This window comes from Burkholderia cenocepacia (assembly GCF_900446215.1).
Taxonomy (GTDB): Bacteria; Pseudomonadota; Gammaproteobacteria; order Burkholderiales; family Burkholderiaceae; genus Burkholderia; species Burkholderia cenocepacia.
The window spans coordinates 1-15703 of record NZ_UAQZ01000002.1; the positions used below are offsets into that span (position 1 = coordinate 1).

At 67.1% G+C, this 15703-nt stretch carries 14 protein-coding genes; 7 read left to right on the plus strand and 7 right to left on the minus strand.

What is annotated here, in order from left to right; genetic code table 11:
• A partial coding sequence (gene sfnG, locus DTA15_RS09095; protein ID WP_111990719.1) for a dimethylsulfone monooxygenase SfnG occupies positions 1–805 on the plus strand: 805 nt, incomplete at its 5' end.
• Positions 806–874: 69 nt separating this feature from the next.
• Here the strand turns inward: sfnG and DTA15_RS09100 are convergent.
• On the minus strand, positions 875–1522 hold the full coding sequence (locus tag DTA15_RS09100) for a LysE family translocator (RefSeq protein ID WP_006490923.1): 648 nt from the start codon (positions 1520–1522) through the stop codon (positions 875–877).
• A 111-nt stretch (positions 1523–1633) separates the two neighbouring features.
• Here DTA15_RS09100 and DTA15_RS09105 point away from each other — a divergent pair, with 111 nt between their 5' ends.
• Positions 1634–2482 carry a LysR substrate-binding domain-containing protein gene (locus DTA15_RS09105; protein WP_006490930.1) on the plus strand — a complete coding sequence of 283 codons (849 nt, stop codon included), beginning with the start codon at positions 1634–1636 and terminating at the stop codon, positions 2480–2482.
• A 20-nt stretch (positions 2483–2502) separates the two neighbouring features.
• On the opposite strand, the gene DTA15_RS09110 is transcribed toward DTA15_RS09105, so the two are convergent.
• Entirely contained in the window at positions 2503–3393 is an 891-nt protein-coding gene (locus DTA15_RS09110; protein ID WP_006492443.1) for a LysR substrate-binding domain-containing protein, read from the minus strand.
• Positions 3394–3546: 153 nt separating this feature from the next.
• On the opposite strand from DTA15_RS09110, the gene ydiJ reads away from it, so the two are divergent.
• Positions 3547–6594, plus strand: coding sequence for a D-2-hydroxyglutarate dehydrogenase YdiJ (ydiJ, locus tag DTA15_RS09115; RefSeq protein ID WP_006490961.1), 3048 nt, complete (start codon positions 3547–3549; stop codon positions 6592–6594).
• 86 nt (positions 6595–6680) lie between these two features.
• Here the strand turns inward: ydiJ and DTA15_RS09120 are convergent, their stop codons facing one another.
• The 3 genes from DTA15_RS09120 to DTA15_RS09130 all read right to left on the minus strand — a co-directional run bounded on the left by DTA15_RS09120 (position 6681) and on the right by DTA15_RS09130 (position 9777).
• Complete coding sequence (locus DTA15_RS09120) at positions 6681–6983, minus strand: hypothetical protein (protein ID WP_006490931.1); 303 nt, start codon at positions 6981–6983, stop codon at positions 6681–6683.
• Positions 6984–7070: 87 nt separating this feature from the next.
• Positions 7071–8225 carry a branched-chain amino acid ABC transporter substrate-binding protein gene (locus tag DTA15_RS09125; RefSeq protein WP_006490927.1) on the minus strand — a complete coding sequence of 385 codons (1155 nt, stop codon included), beginning with the start codon at positions 8223–8225 and terminating at the stop codon, positions 7071–7073.
• A 652-nt stretch (positions 8226–8877) separates the two neighbouring features.
• A complete protein-coding gene (locus tag DTA15_RS09130; protein WP_006490937.1) occupies positions 8878–9777 on the minus strand; it encodes a DMT family transporter in 900 nt (299 codons plus the stop codon).
• A gap of 57 nt (positions 9778–9834) precedes the next feature.
• On the opposite strand from DTA15_RS09130, the gene DTA15_RS09135 reads away from it, so the two are divergent.
• The 3 genes from DTA15_RS09135 to DTA15_RS09145 all read left to right on the plus strand — a co-directional run bounded on the left by DTA15_RS09135 (position 9835) and on the right by DTA15_RS09145 (position 12224).
• A complete protein-coding gene (locus DTA15_RS09135; protein ID WP_034178557.1) occupies positions 9835–10812 on the plus strand; it encodes a LysR substrate-binding domain-containing protein in 978 nt (325 codons plus the stop codon).
• Between the two features lie 221 nt (positions 10813–11033).
• On the plus strand, positions 11034–11699 hold the full coding sequence (locus DTA15_RS09140) for a hypothetical protein (protein ID WP_006490963.1): 666 nt from the start codon (positions 11034–11036) through the stop codon (positions 11697–11699).
• 57 nt (positions 11700–11756) lie between these two features.
• Complete coding sequence (locus DTA15_RS09145; protein WP_006490948.1) at positions 11757–12224, plus strand: hypothetical protein; 468 nt, start codon at positions 11757–11759, stop codon at positions 12222–12224.
• A 117-nt stretch (positions 12225–12341) separates the two neighbouring features.
• Here DTA15_RS09145 and DTA15_RS09150 read toward each other — a convergent pair whose 3' ends face one another.
• Positions 12342–12986, minus strand: a complete 645-nt coding sequence (locus DTA15_RS09150) for a glutathione S-transferase family protein (protein ID WP_006490953.1) — start codon at positions 12984–12986, stop codon at positions 12342–12344.
• A 102-nt stretch (positions 12987–13088) separates the two neighbouring features.
• Positions 13089–14261, minus strand: a complete 1173-nt coding sequence (locus DTA15_RS09155) for a porin (protein ID WP_006490934.1) — start codon at positions 14259–14261, stop codon at positions 13089–13091.
• 485 nt (positions 14262–14746) lie between these two features.
• Between DTA15_RS09155 and DTA15_RS09165 the strand changes: the two genes are divergently transcribed.
• Positions 14747–15700, plus strand: a complete 954-nt coding sequence (locus DTA15_RS09165) for a GlxA family transcriptional regulator (protein WP_006490968.1) — start codon at positions 14747–14749, stop codon at positions 15698–15700.
• Positions 15701–15703 lie beyond the last annotated feature (3 nt).

Here is a 15703-nt window from a genome sequence, read left to right on the forward strand (position 1 = left end):
GGGCGTGGTCGCGAAACAGCTCGCGACGATCGACCACATCTCGAACGGGCGCATCGCGATCAACGTCGTGAGCGGCTGGTTCAAGGGCGAATTCACCGCGATCGGCGAGCCGTGGCTCGAGCACGACGAACGCTATCGGCGCTCGAAGGAATTCATCCAGGCGCTCAAGGGTATCTGGACCCAGGACAACTTCACGTTCAAGGGCGATTTCTATCGCTTCAACGATTACACGCTGAGCCCGAAGCCGGTGCAGAAGCCGCATCCGGAAATCTTCCAGGGCGGCAGCTCGCGCGCGGCGCGCGACAACGCGGCGAGCGTGTCCGACTGGTATTTCACGAACGGCAATACGCCGGAGAACCTGAAGGCGCAGATCGACGACATCCGCGCGAAGGCGGCCGCGAACAACCATCGCGTGCGGATCGGCGTCAACGCGTTCGTGATCGCGCGCGACACCGAGGAAGAAGCGCAGGCCGTGCTCGACGACATCATCCGGCATGCGCACGTCGAGGCCGTGCACGCGTTCGGCGATGCGGTGAAGCAGGCCGGCAAGGCGTCGCCCGAAGGCGAGGGCAACTGGGCGAAGTCGACGTTCGAGGATCTGGTGCAGTACAACGACGGCTTCCGCACGAACCTGATCGGCACGCCGCAGCAGATCGCCGAGCGGATCGTCGCCCTGAAGGCAATCGGCGTCGATCTCGTGCTGGCCGGGTTCCTGCACTTCATCGAGGAAGTCGAATACTTCGGCAAGCGCGTGCTGCCGCTCGTGCGCGAACTGGAGGCGCAGCGGCAGGCCATCGCCGCGTGACGCTTACGCTGCTTGTCCGCCGCACGCGCGCGGCCCGCGACTGTGCGGGAGCGTGCGGCGGCGTGACGCTCACGCGACGCCCGCGAGCTTCGATGCTTCGATCACCATCTGCACGCCGAGGCTGCCGAGGATGATGCCCATCACCCAGCGCTGCGCGAGCAGCAGCGCCGGGCGGCCGTGCAGGAACGTCGCGAGGCTGCCCGAGCAGATCGCCACCAGCCCGTTGGCCGACGCGAATGCGGCAATCAGCAGCGAGCCGAGAAACAGCGACTGGCCGAACACGCTGCCATGCCCGTAGTCGATGAACTGCGGCAACAGCGACACGAACAGCATCGCGAGCTTCGGGTTCAGCACGCTGGTCGTCGCGCCCATCGCGAGCAGCCGCAGCGGCTGCTCGTTCGGCAGCGTCTTCACCTCGAACGGCGAGCGGCCGCCGGGCCGCACCGCCTGCCATGCGAGGTACAGCAGATAGGTCGCCCCGACCGCGCCCAGCACGCTGCCCGCATAGGGCACGCTCATGAACAGCGTCGTGATGCCGAACGCCGCGGCGAACATGTAGAACAGGTAGCCGATCATCACGCCGGCGAGCGAAATGAGTCCGGCCGCCCGCCCTTGCGCGATCGAGCGCGACATCACGTAGACCATGTTCGGCCCCGGCGTCACCGCGAGCATGCCGCCGATGACGAGAAACCCGTAGAGCGATCCGGACGTATGCATGTTTTCTGCTTCCTGCATCGAGTGAGTGCCGACGGAATGCATTGTCCGGCGATGGAGATGAACAGTAAAACGGGATAAACTGAATCGATTGATCAGTTTTTCTGAATCGACATGAAGAAGCTCGACCTCGATGTGCTCGCGATGGTGGTCGCCGTCGCGGATTCCGGATCGTTCGCGCAGGGCGCGCAGGCCGTGCATCGGTCGCCGTCGGCGGTGAGCATGCAGATCAGGACGCTGGAAGACGCGCTCGGCAAGCCGCTGTTCATCCGCGACACGCGCAACGTGACGGCGACCGACGACGGCAGGATGCTCGCCGACTACGGCCGCCGGATGCTCGCGATGCGCGACGAGGCGTGGGCGTCGGTCGTGCGCCCGGAGATCCGCGGCCGCGTGACGATCGGCGTGCCCGACGACTACATCTCGTCGCTGCTGCCGCAGGTGCTCGGCAAGTTCGCCGCGATGCATCCGCGCGTGGAAGTGCGCGTGATCGGCCAGCCGAGCAGCGCGCTCGTGCCGATGCTGAAGGACAACACGGTCGACCTCGCGTGCCTGACCCGCGTCAAGGGCGTGTCCGGCGAGTTGATCCGGCTCGAACCGATCGTCTGGACCGGATCGGCGAAGCGCAACGTGTGGGAAGAGCGGCCGCTGCCGGTTGCGCTGTTCTCGCACGGCAGCATGGCGCGCGATCATGCGATCAAGGCGCTGAACCGGCGGAAGATTCCGTACCGGATGTCATACGAAAGCCCGAGCTTTCTCGGGCTGCTCAGCATGGTCGAGGCCGGCCTCGCCATCGCGCCGCTTGCGCGCTGCTGCGTGCCCGATCACCTGTTGCAGCTGTCGGAGAGCCACGGGCTGCCGTCACTCGGCGAACTCGAGGTCGTGCTCGCGCGCAGCGCGCAGTCTGCGCGCCCGCCGTGCGACTACCTGGCCGAGCAGATCCTCGGCGAGTGGCGTGCCTGAAGCCCGCTACGGGCGGCACGTCAGCACGACGTCAGCAGCCATTCGCGGAACGCGACGAGCGACGGCAGCGTCTCGTTGCCCGGCGGATAGACGAGGTAATAGCTGCGCTGGCTGGTGATCGCGTCGCCGATCGAGTCGAGTTCGCCGCGGCTCAATTCATCCTCCACCAGCACCTTCGGCACCAGCCCGATCCCCATTCCGGCGCGCACGGCCTGGATCAGGTGCGACGTCAGCTCGAAACTCGGACCGATCCGCATCTGGCGATGATCGAGCCGATAGTGCGAGAACCACTCGGCCCAGGCCTGCTGATTGCTCGTCACGCCCAGCAGCGTCTGCTTCGCCGCCCATGCCGGCGTGCGCGCGTCGGCCTTGCGGCGGCCGCCGGCGTCGGGCGGCGCGATCGCGATCAGGAACTCGTTGTACAGCCGGTGCGCGTGCAGGCCCGGCCAGTCGCCCGCGCCGACGGTGATCGCCGCGTCGAGGTCGTCGTTGAGGAAATCGAGCGCGCCGATCCGCGAATGAAGGTGCACGGTCACGCCCGGATGCGCGGCGTAGAAGCCGTGCAGGTGCGGCAGCAGCCATTTCGACCCGAACGTCGGCAGGGTGGCCAGCCGCAGCGTGCCGGCGCCGGCCTGATGCGACATCGCCTGCAGCGTCGCGCCGCGAATGCGCCCGAGCGCGCCGCTCAGCTCGGCGAAGTAGCGGCGGCCGACTTCGGTCAGCTTGACCGAACGGCCTTCACGCCGGAACAGCGGCACGCCGAGCTGATCCTCGAGCGTCTGGACCTGCCGGCTGATCGCGCTCTGGCTCAGTGACAGCTCGTCGGCCGCGCGCGTATAGCTTTCATGCCGGGCGGCGGCCTCGAACACGAGCAGCAGCGACATCGACGGGGTGAGACGGCGGTAATTCATGAGTTTTATGCAAGCTTCGCCGGGTAAGAATTCGTTTGTTTCTGAAGGAATATCCAAAGATACTGGAATTCCCGGTCGAGCGGAAACTTGCCAAAAAATCATGTTTTGGCGTGCGCGAACCGGCCGGCCCCACCCACATTGCGCCTTTGCCCCATGTCGATCGTCCCGTTGCCCCGTCCCGCCAGCCCGTCCACGACCGTTTACCGCGATTTTCTCGTCGCGCTGCAGGCCGCCGGCTTCGCCGGGGAAATCCGCGCGGACCATGCGAACCGGACCGTGCAGGCCACCGACAACTCGATCTATCAGCGCCTGCCGCAGGCGGTGATCTGCCCCGCGCACGCGGATGACGTCCAGCTGCTGGCCCGGCTGCTGGCCGAGCCCGCGCACCGCGACGTCGCGGTGGCCGCGCGCGGCGGCGGCACCGGCACCAACGGGCAGTCGCTGACCGACGGCATCGTCGTCGACCTGTCGCGCAACATGAACCGGATCCTCGAAATCAACGCGCAAGCGCGCTGGGTGCGCGTGGAGGCGGGCGTCGTCAAGGATCAGCTCAATGCGGCGCTGAAGCCGCACGGGCTGTTCTTCGCGCCGGAGCTGTCCACGTCGAACCGCGCGACCGTCGGCGGGATGATCAACACCGACGCGAGCGGGCAGGGCAGTTGCACGTACGGCAAGACGCGCGACCACGTGCTCGAACTCGATTTCGTGCTGATGGGCGGCGAGCGGCTGCACAGCGACGCGCTCGACGAAGCAGAACTGGAGCGCCGCTGCGCGCGGCAGGACCGCGTCGGCAAGGTATATCGCACCGCGCGGCGCATCCGCGACGACAAGGCCGCGTTGATCGACGCGAAGTTTCCGAAACTCAACCGCTGCCTGACCGGCTACGACCTCGCGCACCTGCGCGAAGCGGACGGCCGCTTCAACCTGAACAGCGTACTGTGCGGCGCGGAAGGGTCGCTCGGCTTCGTCGTCGAGGCGAAGCTCAACGTGCTGCCGATCCCGAAGTTTTCGGTGCTGGTCAACGTGCGTTACGCGGGCTTCATGGACGCGCTGCGCGACGCGCGCGCGCTGCTCGAACACCGGCCGCTGTCGATCGAGACGGTCGACTCGAAGGTGCTGATGCTCGCGATGAAGGACTTCGTGTGGAGCAGCGTGGCCGAGTATTTCCCGCAGGACGACGCGCGTCCGACGCTCGGCATCAACCTGATCGAATTCAGCGGCGACGACGAACACGACGTCGATGCGCAGGTGCGCGCGTTCGTCGAGCATCTGCGCACCGATACGAGCGTGGAGCGTCTCGGCCATACGCTGGCGGCCGGCGACGATGCGGTGAAGCGCGTGTATGCGATGCGCAAGCGCGCGGTCGGCCTGCTCGGCAACGTGCAGGGCGAAGCGCGTCCGCAACCGTTCGTCGAGGACACCGCGGTGCCGCCGGAGAACCTCGCCGCGTACATCGCCGAATTTCGCGCGCTGCTCGACGGCCACGGGCTGCAGTACGGGATGTTCGGCCACGTCGACGCGGGCGTGCTGCACGTGCGTCCGGCGCTCGACATGAAGGACCCGAAGCAGGCGGCGCTGGTGCGGCCGGTGTCGGATGCGGTGGCCGAACTCACGCAGCGTCACGGCGGCTTGCTGTGGGGCGAGCACGGCAAGGGCGTGCGCTCCGAATATGCGCCGGCGTTTTTCGGCGAGCTGTATCCGTCGCTGCAGCAGTTGAAGGCCGCGTTCGATCCGCACAACCAGTTCAACCCGGGCAAGATCGCGACGCCGCCGGACCCCACGCTGCGGCTGCTGAAGATCGACGAGGTGCCGACGCGCGGCGACCACGACCGGCAGATCGACGAGCGCGTGTGGCAGAGCTACGGCACCGCGATGCATTGCAACGGCAACGGTGCGTGCTACAACTTCGATCCCGACGACGCGATGTGCCCGTCGTGGAAGGCGACGCGCGAACGCGTGCAGTCGCCGAAGGGGCGCGCGTCGCTGATGCGCGAATGGTTGCGCCTGCAAGGGCAGGCCGGCGTCGACGTCGTCGCGGCGGCGCGCACGCGGCAGCCGTTGCTGCGCGGTCTGGCCGAGCGCTGGCGCAACAGCCGCAACGCGCGTCGTCGCGACGCGGATTTCTCGCACGAGGTGTACGACGCGATGGCCGGATGTCTCGCATGCAAATCGTGCGCGGGGCAGTGCCCGGTCAAGGTGAACGTACCCGAGTTTCGCTCGCGCTTTCTCGAGCTGTATCACCAGCGCTACCTGCGACCGCTGCGCGATTACCTGATCGGCTCGCTCGAATTCACGATGCCGTGGATGGCGCGCGTGCCCGCGCTGTACAACGGGTTGATGGGCGCCAACTGGGTAAGGACGCTGCTCGAGCGCCAGGTCGGCATGGTCGACAGCCCGCTGCTGAGCCGCTTCGATCTCGCGGCCGTGATCCGCGCATGGAACGTGAAGCCGGCCGATCCGCATGCGCTCGCCGCGCTGAGCGAGGCGCAGCGCGCGCGCAGCGTCGTCATCGTGCAGGACACGTTCACGCGCTATTTCGATACCGAGCAACTGGCGACGCTGATCGAGCTGGCGGCGCGCGTCGGTTTCCAGGTGTGGCTCGCGCCGCTCGCTCCGAACGGCAAGGCGCTGCACGTGCAGGGCTTTCTTCACGCATTCGCGAAGGCGGCGATCCGCAACGCGACGCAACTGGCCGCACTGGCGCGCTCGGGCGTCGCGCTGGTCGGTCTCGATCCGGCGATGACGCTGACGTATCGGCAGGAATACCTGAAGGTGACGGGGCTCGCCGATGTGCCGACCGTCGCGCTGCCGCAGGAGTGGCTGCTGGGCGCGTTGCCGGAAGCCGGTGCGGGCAAGGCGACGGTTTCATATCGGTTGCTGCCGCACTGCACGGAGAAGACCAATGCGCCGGACAGCGGCAAGCAATGGGCGCAGGTGTTCGCGCGTCGCGGGTTGCGCTTGCAGGTTCAGGCGACCGGGTGTTGCGGGATGTCGGGCACGTACGGGCACGAGGCGCGCAATCTCGCGACGTCGAAGACGATCTATGCGCAGTCGTGGGCCGCGCACGTCGACGGGCCGGAGCAGGAGGGCGAGGCGCTGGCGACCGGGTATTCGTGTCGCAGCCAGGTGAAACGCCTGTCGTCGAAGCAGGTGCGCCATCCGTTGCAGGCGCTGCTCGATCATGTGCGCGCGGTAGGGTGATGCGGTAGCGGTGCGGCGCGTAAGGGCGCGTCGATCGCGCGTCGAGCGGCCATCCCCGTGCCGCTTTCGACCTGGGCCGGCGCGGGTCAGGCGTCGGCTTTCGCCGCTTTCCGCGGACGCGGTTTTTCCGCGGCGGGAAACACGCCGACGCCGCGCGGCCGTTTCGGCTCGATCCGCATTTGCCGGATCACGCGCCGGAAGTCGATCTCGTGCGCGGCCAGCGTGCCGATCAGTTTCGCGATGACCGCGAGGTGGGAAGGAACGGTGCCCTTGCTCGAATAGTTGGTGATCGAACTTTCGTTCATCCGGATCAGGCGGGCGAACTCGCGCGCCGTCAACTGCGCCTTCTTCAACTCCTGTTGGAATTCCGCATACGCCATTGCACACATGATGCTTCGTCTCCGTGAATCAGAATCCGGCCCGCGCGGCGCCGGCGCCGACGGGTGGCGTTCCCGTCGTGCCGACGCCGCGTCGGGTTACATCTTCACCTGGTCGAGGAAGGTCTTCTTGCCGCTCTTGTAGCCGTAGATCGAGATGATCCCGTGCGTCAGGTCGCCCTTCGCGTCGAACGTCGTCGTGCCGATCACGCCGTCGTACTTGGTCGCCGGCATCGCCGCGAGGATCTTCGCCGGGTCCGTCGAATTCGCGCGCTTCATCGCGTCGACCGCGATATAGACCGCGTCATACGCGAACGGCGCATCGAACTTGATGCCCTGGTTGAAGCGCTTCTGGTACTTCGCGAGGAAGTCCGCGCCGCCCGGCATCTTCTCGAGCGCAGCGCCTGCCTGCGAGCACAGCACGTTGTCGGCCGCCGGGCCGGCCAACTCGGCCAGCGAGTCGGTGCACACGCCGTCGCCGGACAGGATCTTCGCGCGCAGGCCGAGCTGCTTCGCCTGCTTCGCGAGCGGGCCGCCGGTGGCGTCCATGCCGCCGTACATGATCGCGTCGGGGTTCTCGCCCTTGATCTTCGTCAGGATCGCGCGGAAGTCGACCGCCTTGTCGTTGGTCGCGTCGTGCGACAGCACCTTCAGGCCGAGCGCCTTCGCCTTCTTCTCGAATTCGTTCGCGAGGCCCTGGCCGTACGCGGTCGAATCGTCGATCACCGCGACGCTCTTCACGCCCTTCGACTGCGCATAGCTCGCGAGCGCCGGGCCCTGCTGCGCGTCGGTCGCGACGACGCGGTAGGTCGTTTTGAAACCTTGCTGCGTGTAGGTCGGGTTCGTGGCCGACGGCGAGATCTGCACGATGCCCGCGTCGCTGTAGATCTTCGACGCCGGGATCGACGTGCCCGAGTTCAGGTGGCCGATCACGGCGACGACCTTGTCGTCGACCAGCTTCTGCGCCACCTGCGTGGCCTGGCGCGGGTCGGCCGCGTCATCCTGCGCGTCGAGTTGCAGCGTGATCTTCTTGCCGCCGATCGTCAGGCCCTTCGCATTGATTTCCTCGACCGCGAGGCGCGCGCCGTTCTCGTTGTCCTTGCCGAGGTGCGAGATGCCACCCGTCGTCGGTTCGACGCTGCCGATCTTCACGACCTGGTCGGCCAGCGCGGTCGACGCGGCCGCGAACGCGGCGGCGGCCAGTGCAACGGTGATCAGGGGTTTGCAGCGCATGCCGACAGTGCTTCGTTCCATCTGCCATCTCCGAATTGAATGTCTTTCTATTGACGTCTCGACCGGCCGGCTGCGGGGCCGGGGCGATCGGACGAGTCTCCATACCCTCGCGGGCTTCACTTGCATCGCGCCGGGCCGCATGACGTGCCGCCCGGGGCGAGCGGGCAGGCCGGTACCCGACGCGGTGCAATTCATATGAATATATCTGAAGCCGGTTTTGCGCGCTGCGGCGAATCCCGTAGCGGGCCGGCGCGACACGGGTCGGCGCCCGGAGATCGAAGGTGCCGGATGCCGGAAATCGTGCGCTGCGGCGGCCCGAAGGCTGCGATTCGCTGTCGTCGGCCTTACGGCCACATCCATTATTCGGCCGGTCGCCGGGGCGAAGCCATGGACACTGACGCGCGGTCAATCGGGAACTGTTCGGTCGATTTGTCTGCACAGTTTGGTCACGCGAGAATCGTGTATCCCGTTTCATCCGCCGTGCCGCATCGAGCGCGATGTCCGTCTTTATGCAACTAACGGTCAAGTTCGGCACGCGCCCACGAGTGGGTGCCGATTCCACGGGCCGGACCGTTCATCCGGATCGGCAGAAGCCGAGGCGTTTTGGGACCGGCTCGCTTCTGCCGTCGGATCGTCGCGTCAGCCGCGCAATTCGCTGCCGGCTCGACTTCAGCTAGGCACGTCCGCGCAACGCGACGACGATCACTCCCGCAATCGCGAGCAGGCCGCCGCACGCCGTCGCGATGCCCGGCCGCTCGCCCGTCAGCACCACCGACAGGAGCGTCGCGACCGCCGGCGTCAGGTAGAGAAAGCTGGCCGCGCGCGCCGCGCCGAAGTAGCCGAGCGCGAAGGTCCAGGTGGCGTAACCGAGCGCGGCGGGAAAGACGCCGAGTACGACGACGGCCAGCGCCGTATCGCGCGATCCGCCGCCGAGCGACACGAGCGCGCCGGGCAGCCAGGGCGCGAGCAGGACCGCGCCGGCCAGCAGCGTGTACGCGGTGCACGGCAGCGCGCCGTACACGGGGATCAGCCGCCGCTGCAGCACGAAATAGCTGGCCGAACACAGCGCCGCGCCGAGGATCAGCGTGCTTCCCGAGCCGAGGACGAGGCCGCCGGGCTGCCCTTGCGCGATCACCGCGATGCCGGCCAGGCTGACCAGCGAACCGAGCCAGCCCCAGCGATTGAAGCGCTCGCGCAGGAACACGGCGGCCAGCAGCGCGGTGAAGATCGGCAGCGTATTCACGATGAAACTCGCGGCGCCGGCCGACACGGTCTGTTCGCCGGTATTGAGCAGCGCGTTGTAGAGTGCGATGCCGAGCAGGCCGCACGCGAGAAAGCGCCACGCATCGGCTTTCGTCGGCCGCGGTGGCCGTCGCCACGCGAGCCATGCGATCACGAGCAACGCGGCGGTCGCGAAGCGCGCCGCCGCGAGCTGCAGCGGTGCGAGGCCGTGCAGGCCGATGCGGATGAACGGGAACGCGGACGCCCACGAGACGATCGTGAACGCAACCGCGGCTGCCGCGACGAGCGGTTGTCGCGCGCTGCGCGACGTCGGTGACGAAACGGTATTCATGCGGCAATGGTGCGGTGTGCCGAGATGCTAAGCTAGCGCACAGATCAACACCCGGATATGAATATGGCTCACAGCTCGGGCGCGCGGCGCGCCGGCGGTCCGGCGCGGGTGCGCCAGATGGCCGGCGGGTTGGCGGCCGCCGCGTCGATGCCGGTCCCGCGGCCGCCGCTCGCGAGCCTGGAGACGGTCTGCACGGTGGCGCGCGAAGGGTCGTTTCTCGCGGCTGCCGACGTCTCCGGCGTCACGCACGGTGCGATCAGCCGACGGGTGGCCGCCGTCGAAAACTGGCTCGGGATGGCGCTGTTCGAGCGGCATGCGCGCGGCGTGCGCCTGACGCCGGACGGGCAGCGCTTCGTCGGCCGGATCGAGCAGGCGTTCGCGATCATCGACAGCGCGGCCGATCAGTGGCGCTCGCCGCGCACGCCGCGACTCGTCCGGATGAGTGTGGTGCCCGCATTCGCGCAGCTGTGGCTGTTCGAGCGGCAACCCGCGCTCGAAAGCGAAGCGCCCGCGCTGCGCATCGAACTCGGCATCGAGCTGCGCAACGTGGATATCGCCGGCGGCGAAGCGGATCTGTCGATCCGTTACGGTCGCGGCAACTGGCGTCAGCTCGAAACCCGCCCGTTCATGCCGGAACGGCTGTATCCGGTCGCGCATCCGCGGCTCGCCGCGCAACTGGCAAGGATGCGCCGAGGAACAGGCGACGCGGCGTTGCTCGACATGCCGTTGCTGCACGATTCCGACGTGACCGGCTGGCGTACGTGGTTCGATGCGCTCGGCATTCCGTTCAAGCCGCGTGCGCAGGATCGCCGGTTCGAGGATTACAACCTCGTGCTGGCGGCGGCCGAAGCCGGGCTCGGCGTGGCGCTCGCGCGCACGCCGCTTGCTGATGCGTATCTGCAGCGCAGCGCACTCGTGCGCGTGAGCCGTCACGAGGTCGATTCGTTGCTCAGCTATCACTTCGTGCATGCGAAGGGCGAGAATCGGCCGGAGGTCCTCGCGTTGATGGAGCGCATGGTGAAGGCGCTGCGCTAGCGCGCAGCCGCGGCTCGCGCGGGCAAGCGCTTCGGCACGCGCGTCACGAATGCGGGCGGCCACGCGTTCCGGTTCGTTCGGCCGCTACCGCCAAATCGTTACAATGCAGCCGCGGAAAACGGCGAGATCGCCGGAGTGAGGCAGAATCGCGCCTTTGGCCAGCGGATGGGCCAATCACCAACCATTGCAGTACGGGTTCAAATTTGCACAAAAGGGAACCGATGAATAGACCAGACAAATCGTCGAAGGCGCGTGCGGCGCTGGATCAGCTTTTTTCCGGCCTGGCGCCTGCGGACGCGAAGCGCGAATCGCCGCGTCCGGGCAATCCGTTCGAAGCGGACGACGAGGTGTCGAGCGCATCCGGCGGTCGCGGCGGGGTGGAAGTCACGCTGTCGACCCGCATCCAGCTGCGCGGTTATCCGAGCGCCGACGCGTTCATGAAGCGCATGGCCGAAGCGTGGGGCCTCGAGTGGGGCACCTACGACAGCGTCCGTGCGGTGGCGACGCTACCCGCCGGATGGCGCTCGCGCCGGCTTCCGGAAGTCACGCAGATCGTCGACGAGCGCGACGTGCTGCGCGCGGAGAGCAGCCTGCAGGGCGGCGAGATGTCGTATCTGAAGGTGCATCCGCGCTACTACATCGATGCGCGCAAGCGTTTCGGCTGGAGCAAGTCGTCGAAGGCATCCGACGATCCGGATCTCGACGGCCCGGACTGGAACTGCTTCGTGATGGATCGGGAAAAGTCCATCGAACTGCACGAACTGACGACGTCGTCGTTGAAGGCCGACATCGACAATGCGCGGGCGACGCTGCTGAAATGGCTCGACGAGCACTATCCGAAACATCGTGATCCGTTCGCGTACTGGTCGGACTGTGAAGGGGCGTAAGCCATATTGCATGGCGGCCGCCTCGATCCGTCGACTCGTTCGCCACGAGGGCGACCATTGAAACGAGCGAGTGCGGTCCCGATTCTCTGCGCGGCGGTTGGCGCGGCGATCGCATCGACCGTCATCGAGTTGCTGCTCTGGGCGATGAGCGGCGATGACGCCGTCCGGAACCTGTTGCGCGACGCGCGCCTCACGGCCGCGATCGTGATGGGGCCGCGCGTGCTCGGTGCGCCCGGCGGGTTCGATCCGCTGGTCATGGGCGTGGCGACGCTCGTGCATGCGGTGCTTTCGCTGGTCTATGCGGCCGTGCTGGTACGTGTCATCCGGCACCTGTCGCTCGGGCCCGCGTTACTCGCCGGCGACGTGTTCGGGCTCCTTCTGTACGGCGTGAACCTGTACGGGTTCACGACGATCTTTCCGTGGTTCACCGCGGTTCGCGACACGATCACGCTGATCGCTCATCTGATGTTCGGGATCACGGCGGCGGCCGTTTATTGCGTTGCCCAGCGCCACGCTACGCGCTGATCCCGGCATCGACCGCCGCGGGCGTCAGCCATCTTCATCGGTGTCCCGACCTGCCGAAGCGAGAGGCGGGAAATCAGGCAGTACGCGACATGCCGATGCGACCGGCCTCGCACCCGCTCAGTCGAGCTTGCCGCGCAGCTCGTCGAACGGGATCATCACGTGCGCGCGATACGCAGGCCGCGCCTTCAATCGTTCATACCACGCCGTGACGTGCGGCACGTCGGGTCGCGCGATATCGAGCTCGAAATACCGGTAGAGGTGCGTGCCGACCGCGATGTCGGCGAGCGTGATCGCGTCGCCCGCGAGAAACGGCTGCCCGGCCAGCACGGTGTCGAGCAGCCGGAAATACTGCGCGCATTGCGCGATGCTCTGTTCGACGCGCACGGTGTCGCGTTGCTCGGGCGGCGTGCGGTAGTAGCCGCGGAACACGCCGTTGAGGAACGCCGGCTGCAGGGTCGTCTGCGCCCAGTCCATCCAGCGGTCGGCGCGCGACTGCTCGGCGGGATCGTCGCGCCAGAAGCCCGGGCGCCCGTGACGCGCGGCGAGGTAGCGCAGGATGCTGTGCGATTCCCAGACGACGGTTCCGTCGTCGTCGATCACCGGGATGCGCCCGTGCGGGTTCATCGCGAGGAAGTCGGGCGTATCGAGCACGCCGAACCCGCCGCCGGCCGGTACGTGCCGATGCGGGAGCGCGAGCTCGTCGACGAGCCACATCACCTTCTGGACATTGAACGCGTTGCGTCGTCCCCATACCGTCAGCATCGCGGGCTCCCTGTGTCGTGACGAACGTGAAGATGGACAGTGTAAACGCAGCAGGCGCGCCTCGTGGTGCGCGCCTGCGGCGATCGTCGTGCGCCGGGACGATCAGAACTTGTGGCGGATGCCGACGATCGCGAGCTCCTGCGTATCGGTGCCGGAGTTCATGCCGTACGCGCCCACCGATGCGGCGGCCTTCACGGTCGCGCCGCTCGCGTCGAGCGTGTTGCCGCTCGCCTTCTGGTAGCCGAACAGCGCATACAGGTCGGTGCGCTTCGACAGCGCATAGTCCGCGCCGAGGTTGACCTGGTTGTAGTGCGCGGAAGCCGGGCCCGTCAGCGACGTGTAGTTGTAGCCGACGCCCGCGCGCAGCGCCGGCGTGAACTGCCAGTTGAAGAACGCCGAGCCGTTGTTGAACTTCGCGTTCCGGTTGAACGCCGACAGCGTGTCCGCGCCGTACTGCGTGTTCGAATACGCGAGGCCGAAGGTCGCCGGCCCGGCCACGTACTGGCCAGCCACGCGCACGATCTGGATCGACTTCGCGCTCGAGAAGCCCTGGTTGATCACGGTGTTGAACAGCGTGTCGGAGCTGCTCGACCACGTCCGCACGCCATTGGCGAGCGTCGTGCCGCCGTTCGCGTAGAAGTAGCCGGCGCCGAGCGACAGCGGGCCGTTCGCGTAGCTCGCGCCGAAGCTGTAGGTGCGGCCGCTGCCGGTCGCGCCCGCGACGCCGCCGAAGCCGTACAGCGCGGCGAACTGGAAGCCGGAGATCAGCGGGCTCGTGTATTTCACCGAGTTGCTGACGCGCAGGCTGTTGTCGTAGTTGTCGAGGTCGCCCGGCGTCGCGAACACGCCGCCGAAGTAGTTGTCTTCGGTGAGGCCCTGTACGAGATCGACGATCGGATCGTACTGGCGGCCGAGCGTCACGGTGCCGTAGGTGCTGCTCGCGAGGCCGACGACGGCCTTGCGGCCGAATTCGCGCTGGCCCTGGCCGAGCGCGCCGGTGCCGATGTTGAAGCCGTTCTCGAGCTGGAACAGCGCGGACAGGCCGCTGCCGAGATCCTCGATGCCGCGCAGTCCCCAGCGGCTGCCCGACAGGTTGCCGCTGCCGAACTTGACGAGGTTCGACGCGTTGCTGCCGTTCGCGTTCTGCGCGTTGTGGACGTACGCGATGCCCGCGTCGGCGATGCCGTACAACGTGACGCTGCTTTGTGCGTGGGCGCCCGCGACGAAGAGCGCGGCCGGCAGCGCGAGCAACGCGAATGACCGGATCTGTTTCATTGTTGAATTCCCCCGTTGGTCGATTGGTCTGACGAATCGGTGAACGATACGGACGGCGCATCGTCAAGGGAACCAATAAATTGTCGGATCGTTATGAGGCGGCGCGGCGATGGGTGTGCGCGCAACGAGCCGGCGCCTCGCGCGGGCGCCTGCGCGTCGTGGCGTTTCGTACCCGGGCATCCGCTCGATCCGTCGGAGACGATCGATGCGATCGTCGATCGCGCGCAACTCGATCGCGCGGTGGGGTATATCGGGCTCGGGCGAGATGAAGGCCGCCGGCACGCGCCCGCCGGCAGTCGTCGCGCGACGGGCCGGCCCGAACGCGCGGCCATGTGCGCAGCATGGCCATTCTTTCCCGTCTCGAAAATCTTGTAGCATCGCCGGAGTGCCGGTTGGCATGCCGCGATCACAGCCGCATGCCCGCTTTTCCGTTTGTTGTGACCCCGCCGCCATGCGTCGGCGGGGTCGATTCGCATGAGGTCAATATGCGTCGCATTGGGCTTGTCCTCGTTCCTCAGTTTCAGGTAATGAGCCTGCTCGCGTTGTCCGTGTTCGACATCGCCAATCTCCGCGCGGGCCGCTCGCTCTATGAAGTGAGCGTGATCTCGGAGGATGGCGGCCCCGTGGAGGCGTCGTTCGGCATGTACGCATCAACGCAACCGGCGCGGCTGTCGGAATTGCACACGGTATTCGTCGGCGCTTCACTGTCGACGCCGCCGCTCACGGACCGCATGCGCGAACTGCTGGTCGATCTGTCCGGCAAGGTCGAACGCATGGCGTCGATCTGCCTCGGTGCGTTTCTGCTAGCCGAGGCGGGCCTGCTGGACGGGCGCCGCGCAACGACGCATTGGGCGTTTCTCGATCGGTTCAGGGATCGCTATCCCGCGGTATCGGTGGAGAAGGATTGCATCTTCGTGCGCGACGGCATGCTGTGGAGTTCGGCAGGAATGAGCACGGCCATGGACATGGCGCTCGCGATGCTCGAAGAGGATCTCGGCCCGGACGCCGCATTGCAGGTCGCGAAAGACCTGGTGCTCGAGCGCTGGAGGCGCTCGGGGTCGCAGCCGCAGTCGTCCGTGCTGATCGACCACCCCGCACGCAGCAATCGGATCCACGACGTCATCACGCACATCCGGGCGAATCTCGGCACCGATCTGACCGTCGACAAGCTCGCTGACGTGGCGAGGATGAGCAAGCGGCAGTTTACGCGCCGCTTCAAGGATGAAACCGGCCTGACGCCTGCAAAGGCAGTCGAGCGCATCCGGCTCGAAACGGCCCGGGATTTCGTGACGAGTTCGTCGTGGACCATCGACACGATCGCACGGGAAACCGGTTATGCGGATACCGAGCGGATGAGGCGGTCGTTCGTGCGTGCGTTTGGCCATCCGCCACAGGTCTTGCGGCGGCAGCGCAAGCCGGAACACGCGGACGCCGACTGAGTA

Coding starts and splice junctions, on each gene's coding strand:
- DTA15_RS09165 (WP_006490968.1), top strand. CDS start 14,747: ATGCGTCGCATTGGGCTTGTCCTCGTTCCTCAGTTTCAGGTAATGAGC.
- DTA15_RS09100 (WP_006490923.1), bottom strand. CDS start 1,522: ATGCATACGTCCGGATCGCTCTACGGGTTTCTCGTCATCGGCGGCATG.
- DTA15_RS09150 (WP_006490953.1), bottom strand. CDS start 12,986: ATGCTGACGGTATGGGGACGACGCAACGCGTTCAATGTCCAGAAGGTG.
- DTA15_RS09140 (WP_006490963.1), top strand. CDS start 11,034: ATGAATAGACCAGACAAATCGTCGAAGGCGCGTGCGGCGCTGGATCAG.
- ydiJ (WP_006490961.1), top strand. CDS start 3,547: ATGTCGATCGTCCCGTTGCCCCGTCCCGCCAGCCCGTCCACGACCGTT.
- DTA15_RS09130 (WP_006490937.1), bottom strand. CDS start 9,777: ATGAATACCGTTTCGTCACCGACGTCGCGCAGCGCGCGACAACCGCTC.
- DTA15_RS09110 (WP_006492443.1), bottom strand. CDS start 3,393: ATGAATTACCGCCGTCTCACCCCGTCGATGTCGCTGCTGCTCGTGTTC.
- DTA15_RS09105 (WP_006490930.1), top strand. CDS start 1,634: ATGAAGAAGCTCGACCTCGATGTGCTCGCGATGGTGGTCGCCGTCGCG.
- DTA15_RS09125 (WP_006490927.1), bottom strand. CDS start 8,225: ATGGAACGAAGCACTGTCGGCATGCGCTGCAAACCCCTGATCACCGTT.
- DTA15_RS09155 (WP_006490934.1), bottom strand. CDS start 14,261: ATGAAACAGATCCGGTCATTCGCGTTGCTCGCGCTGCCGGCCGCGCTC.
- DTA15_RS09135 (WP_034178557.1), top strand. CDS start 9,835: ATGAATATGGCTCACAGCTCGGGCGCGCGGCGCGCCGGCGGTCCGGCG.
- DTA15_RS09120 (WP_006490931.1), bottom strand. CDS start 6,983: ATGTGTGCAATGGCGTATGCGGAATTCCAACAGGAGTTGAAGAAGGCG.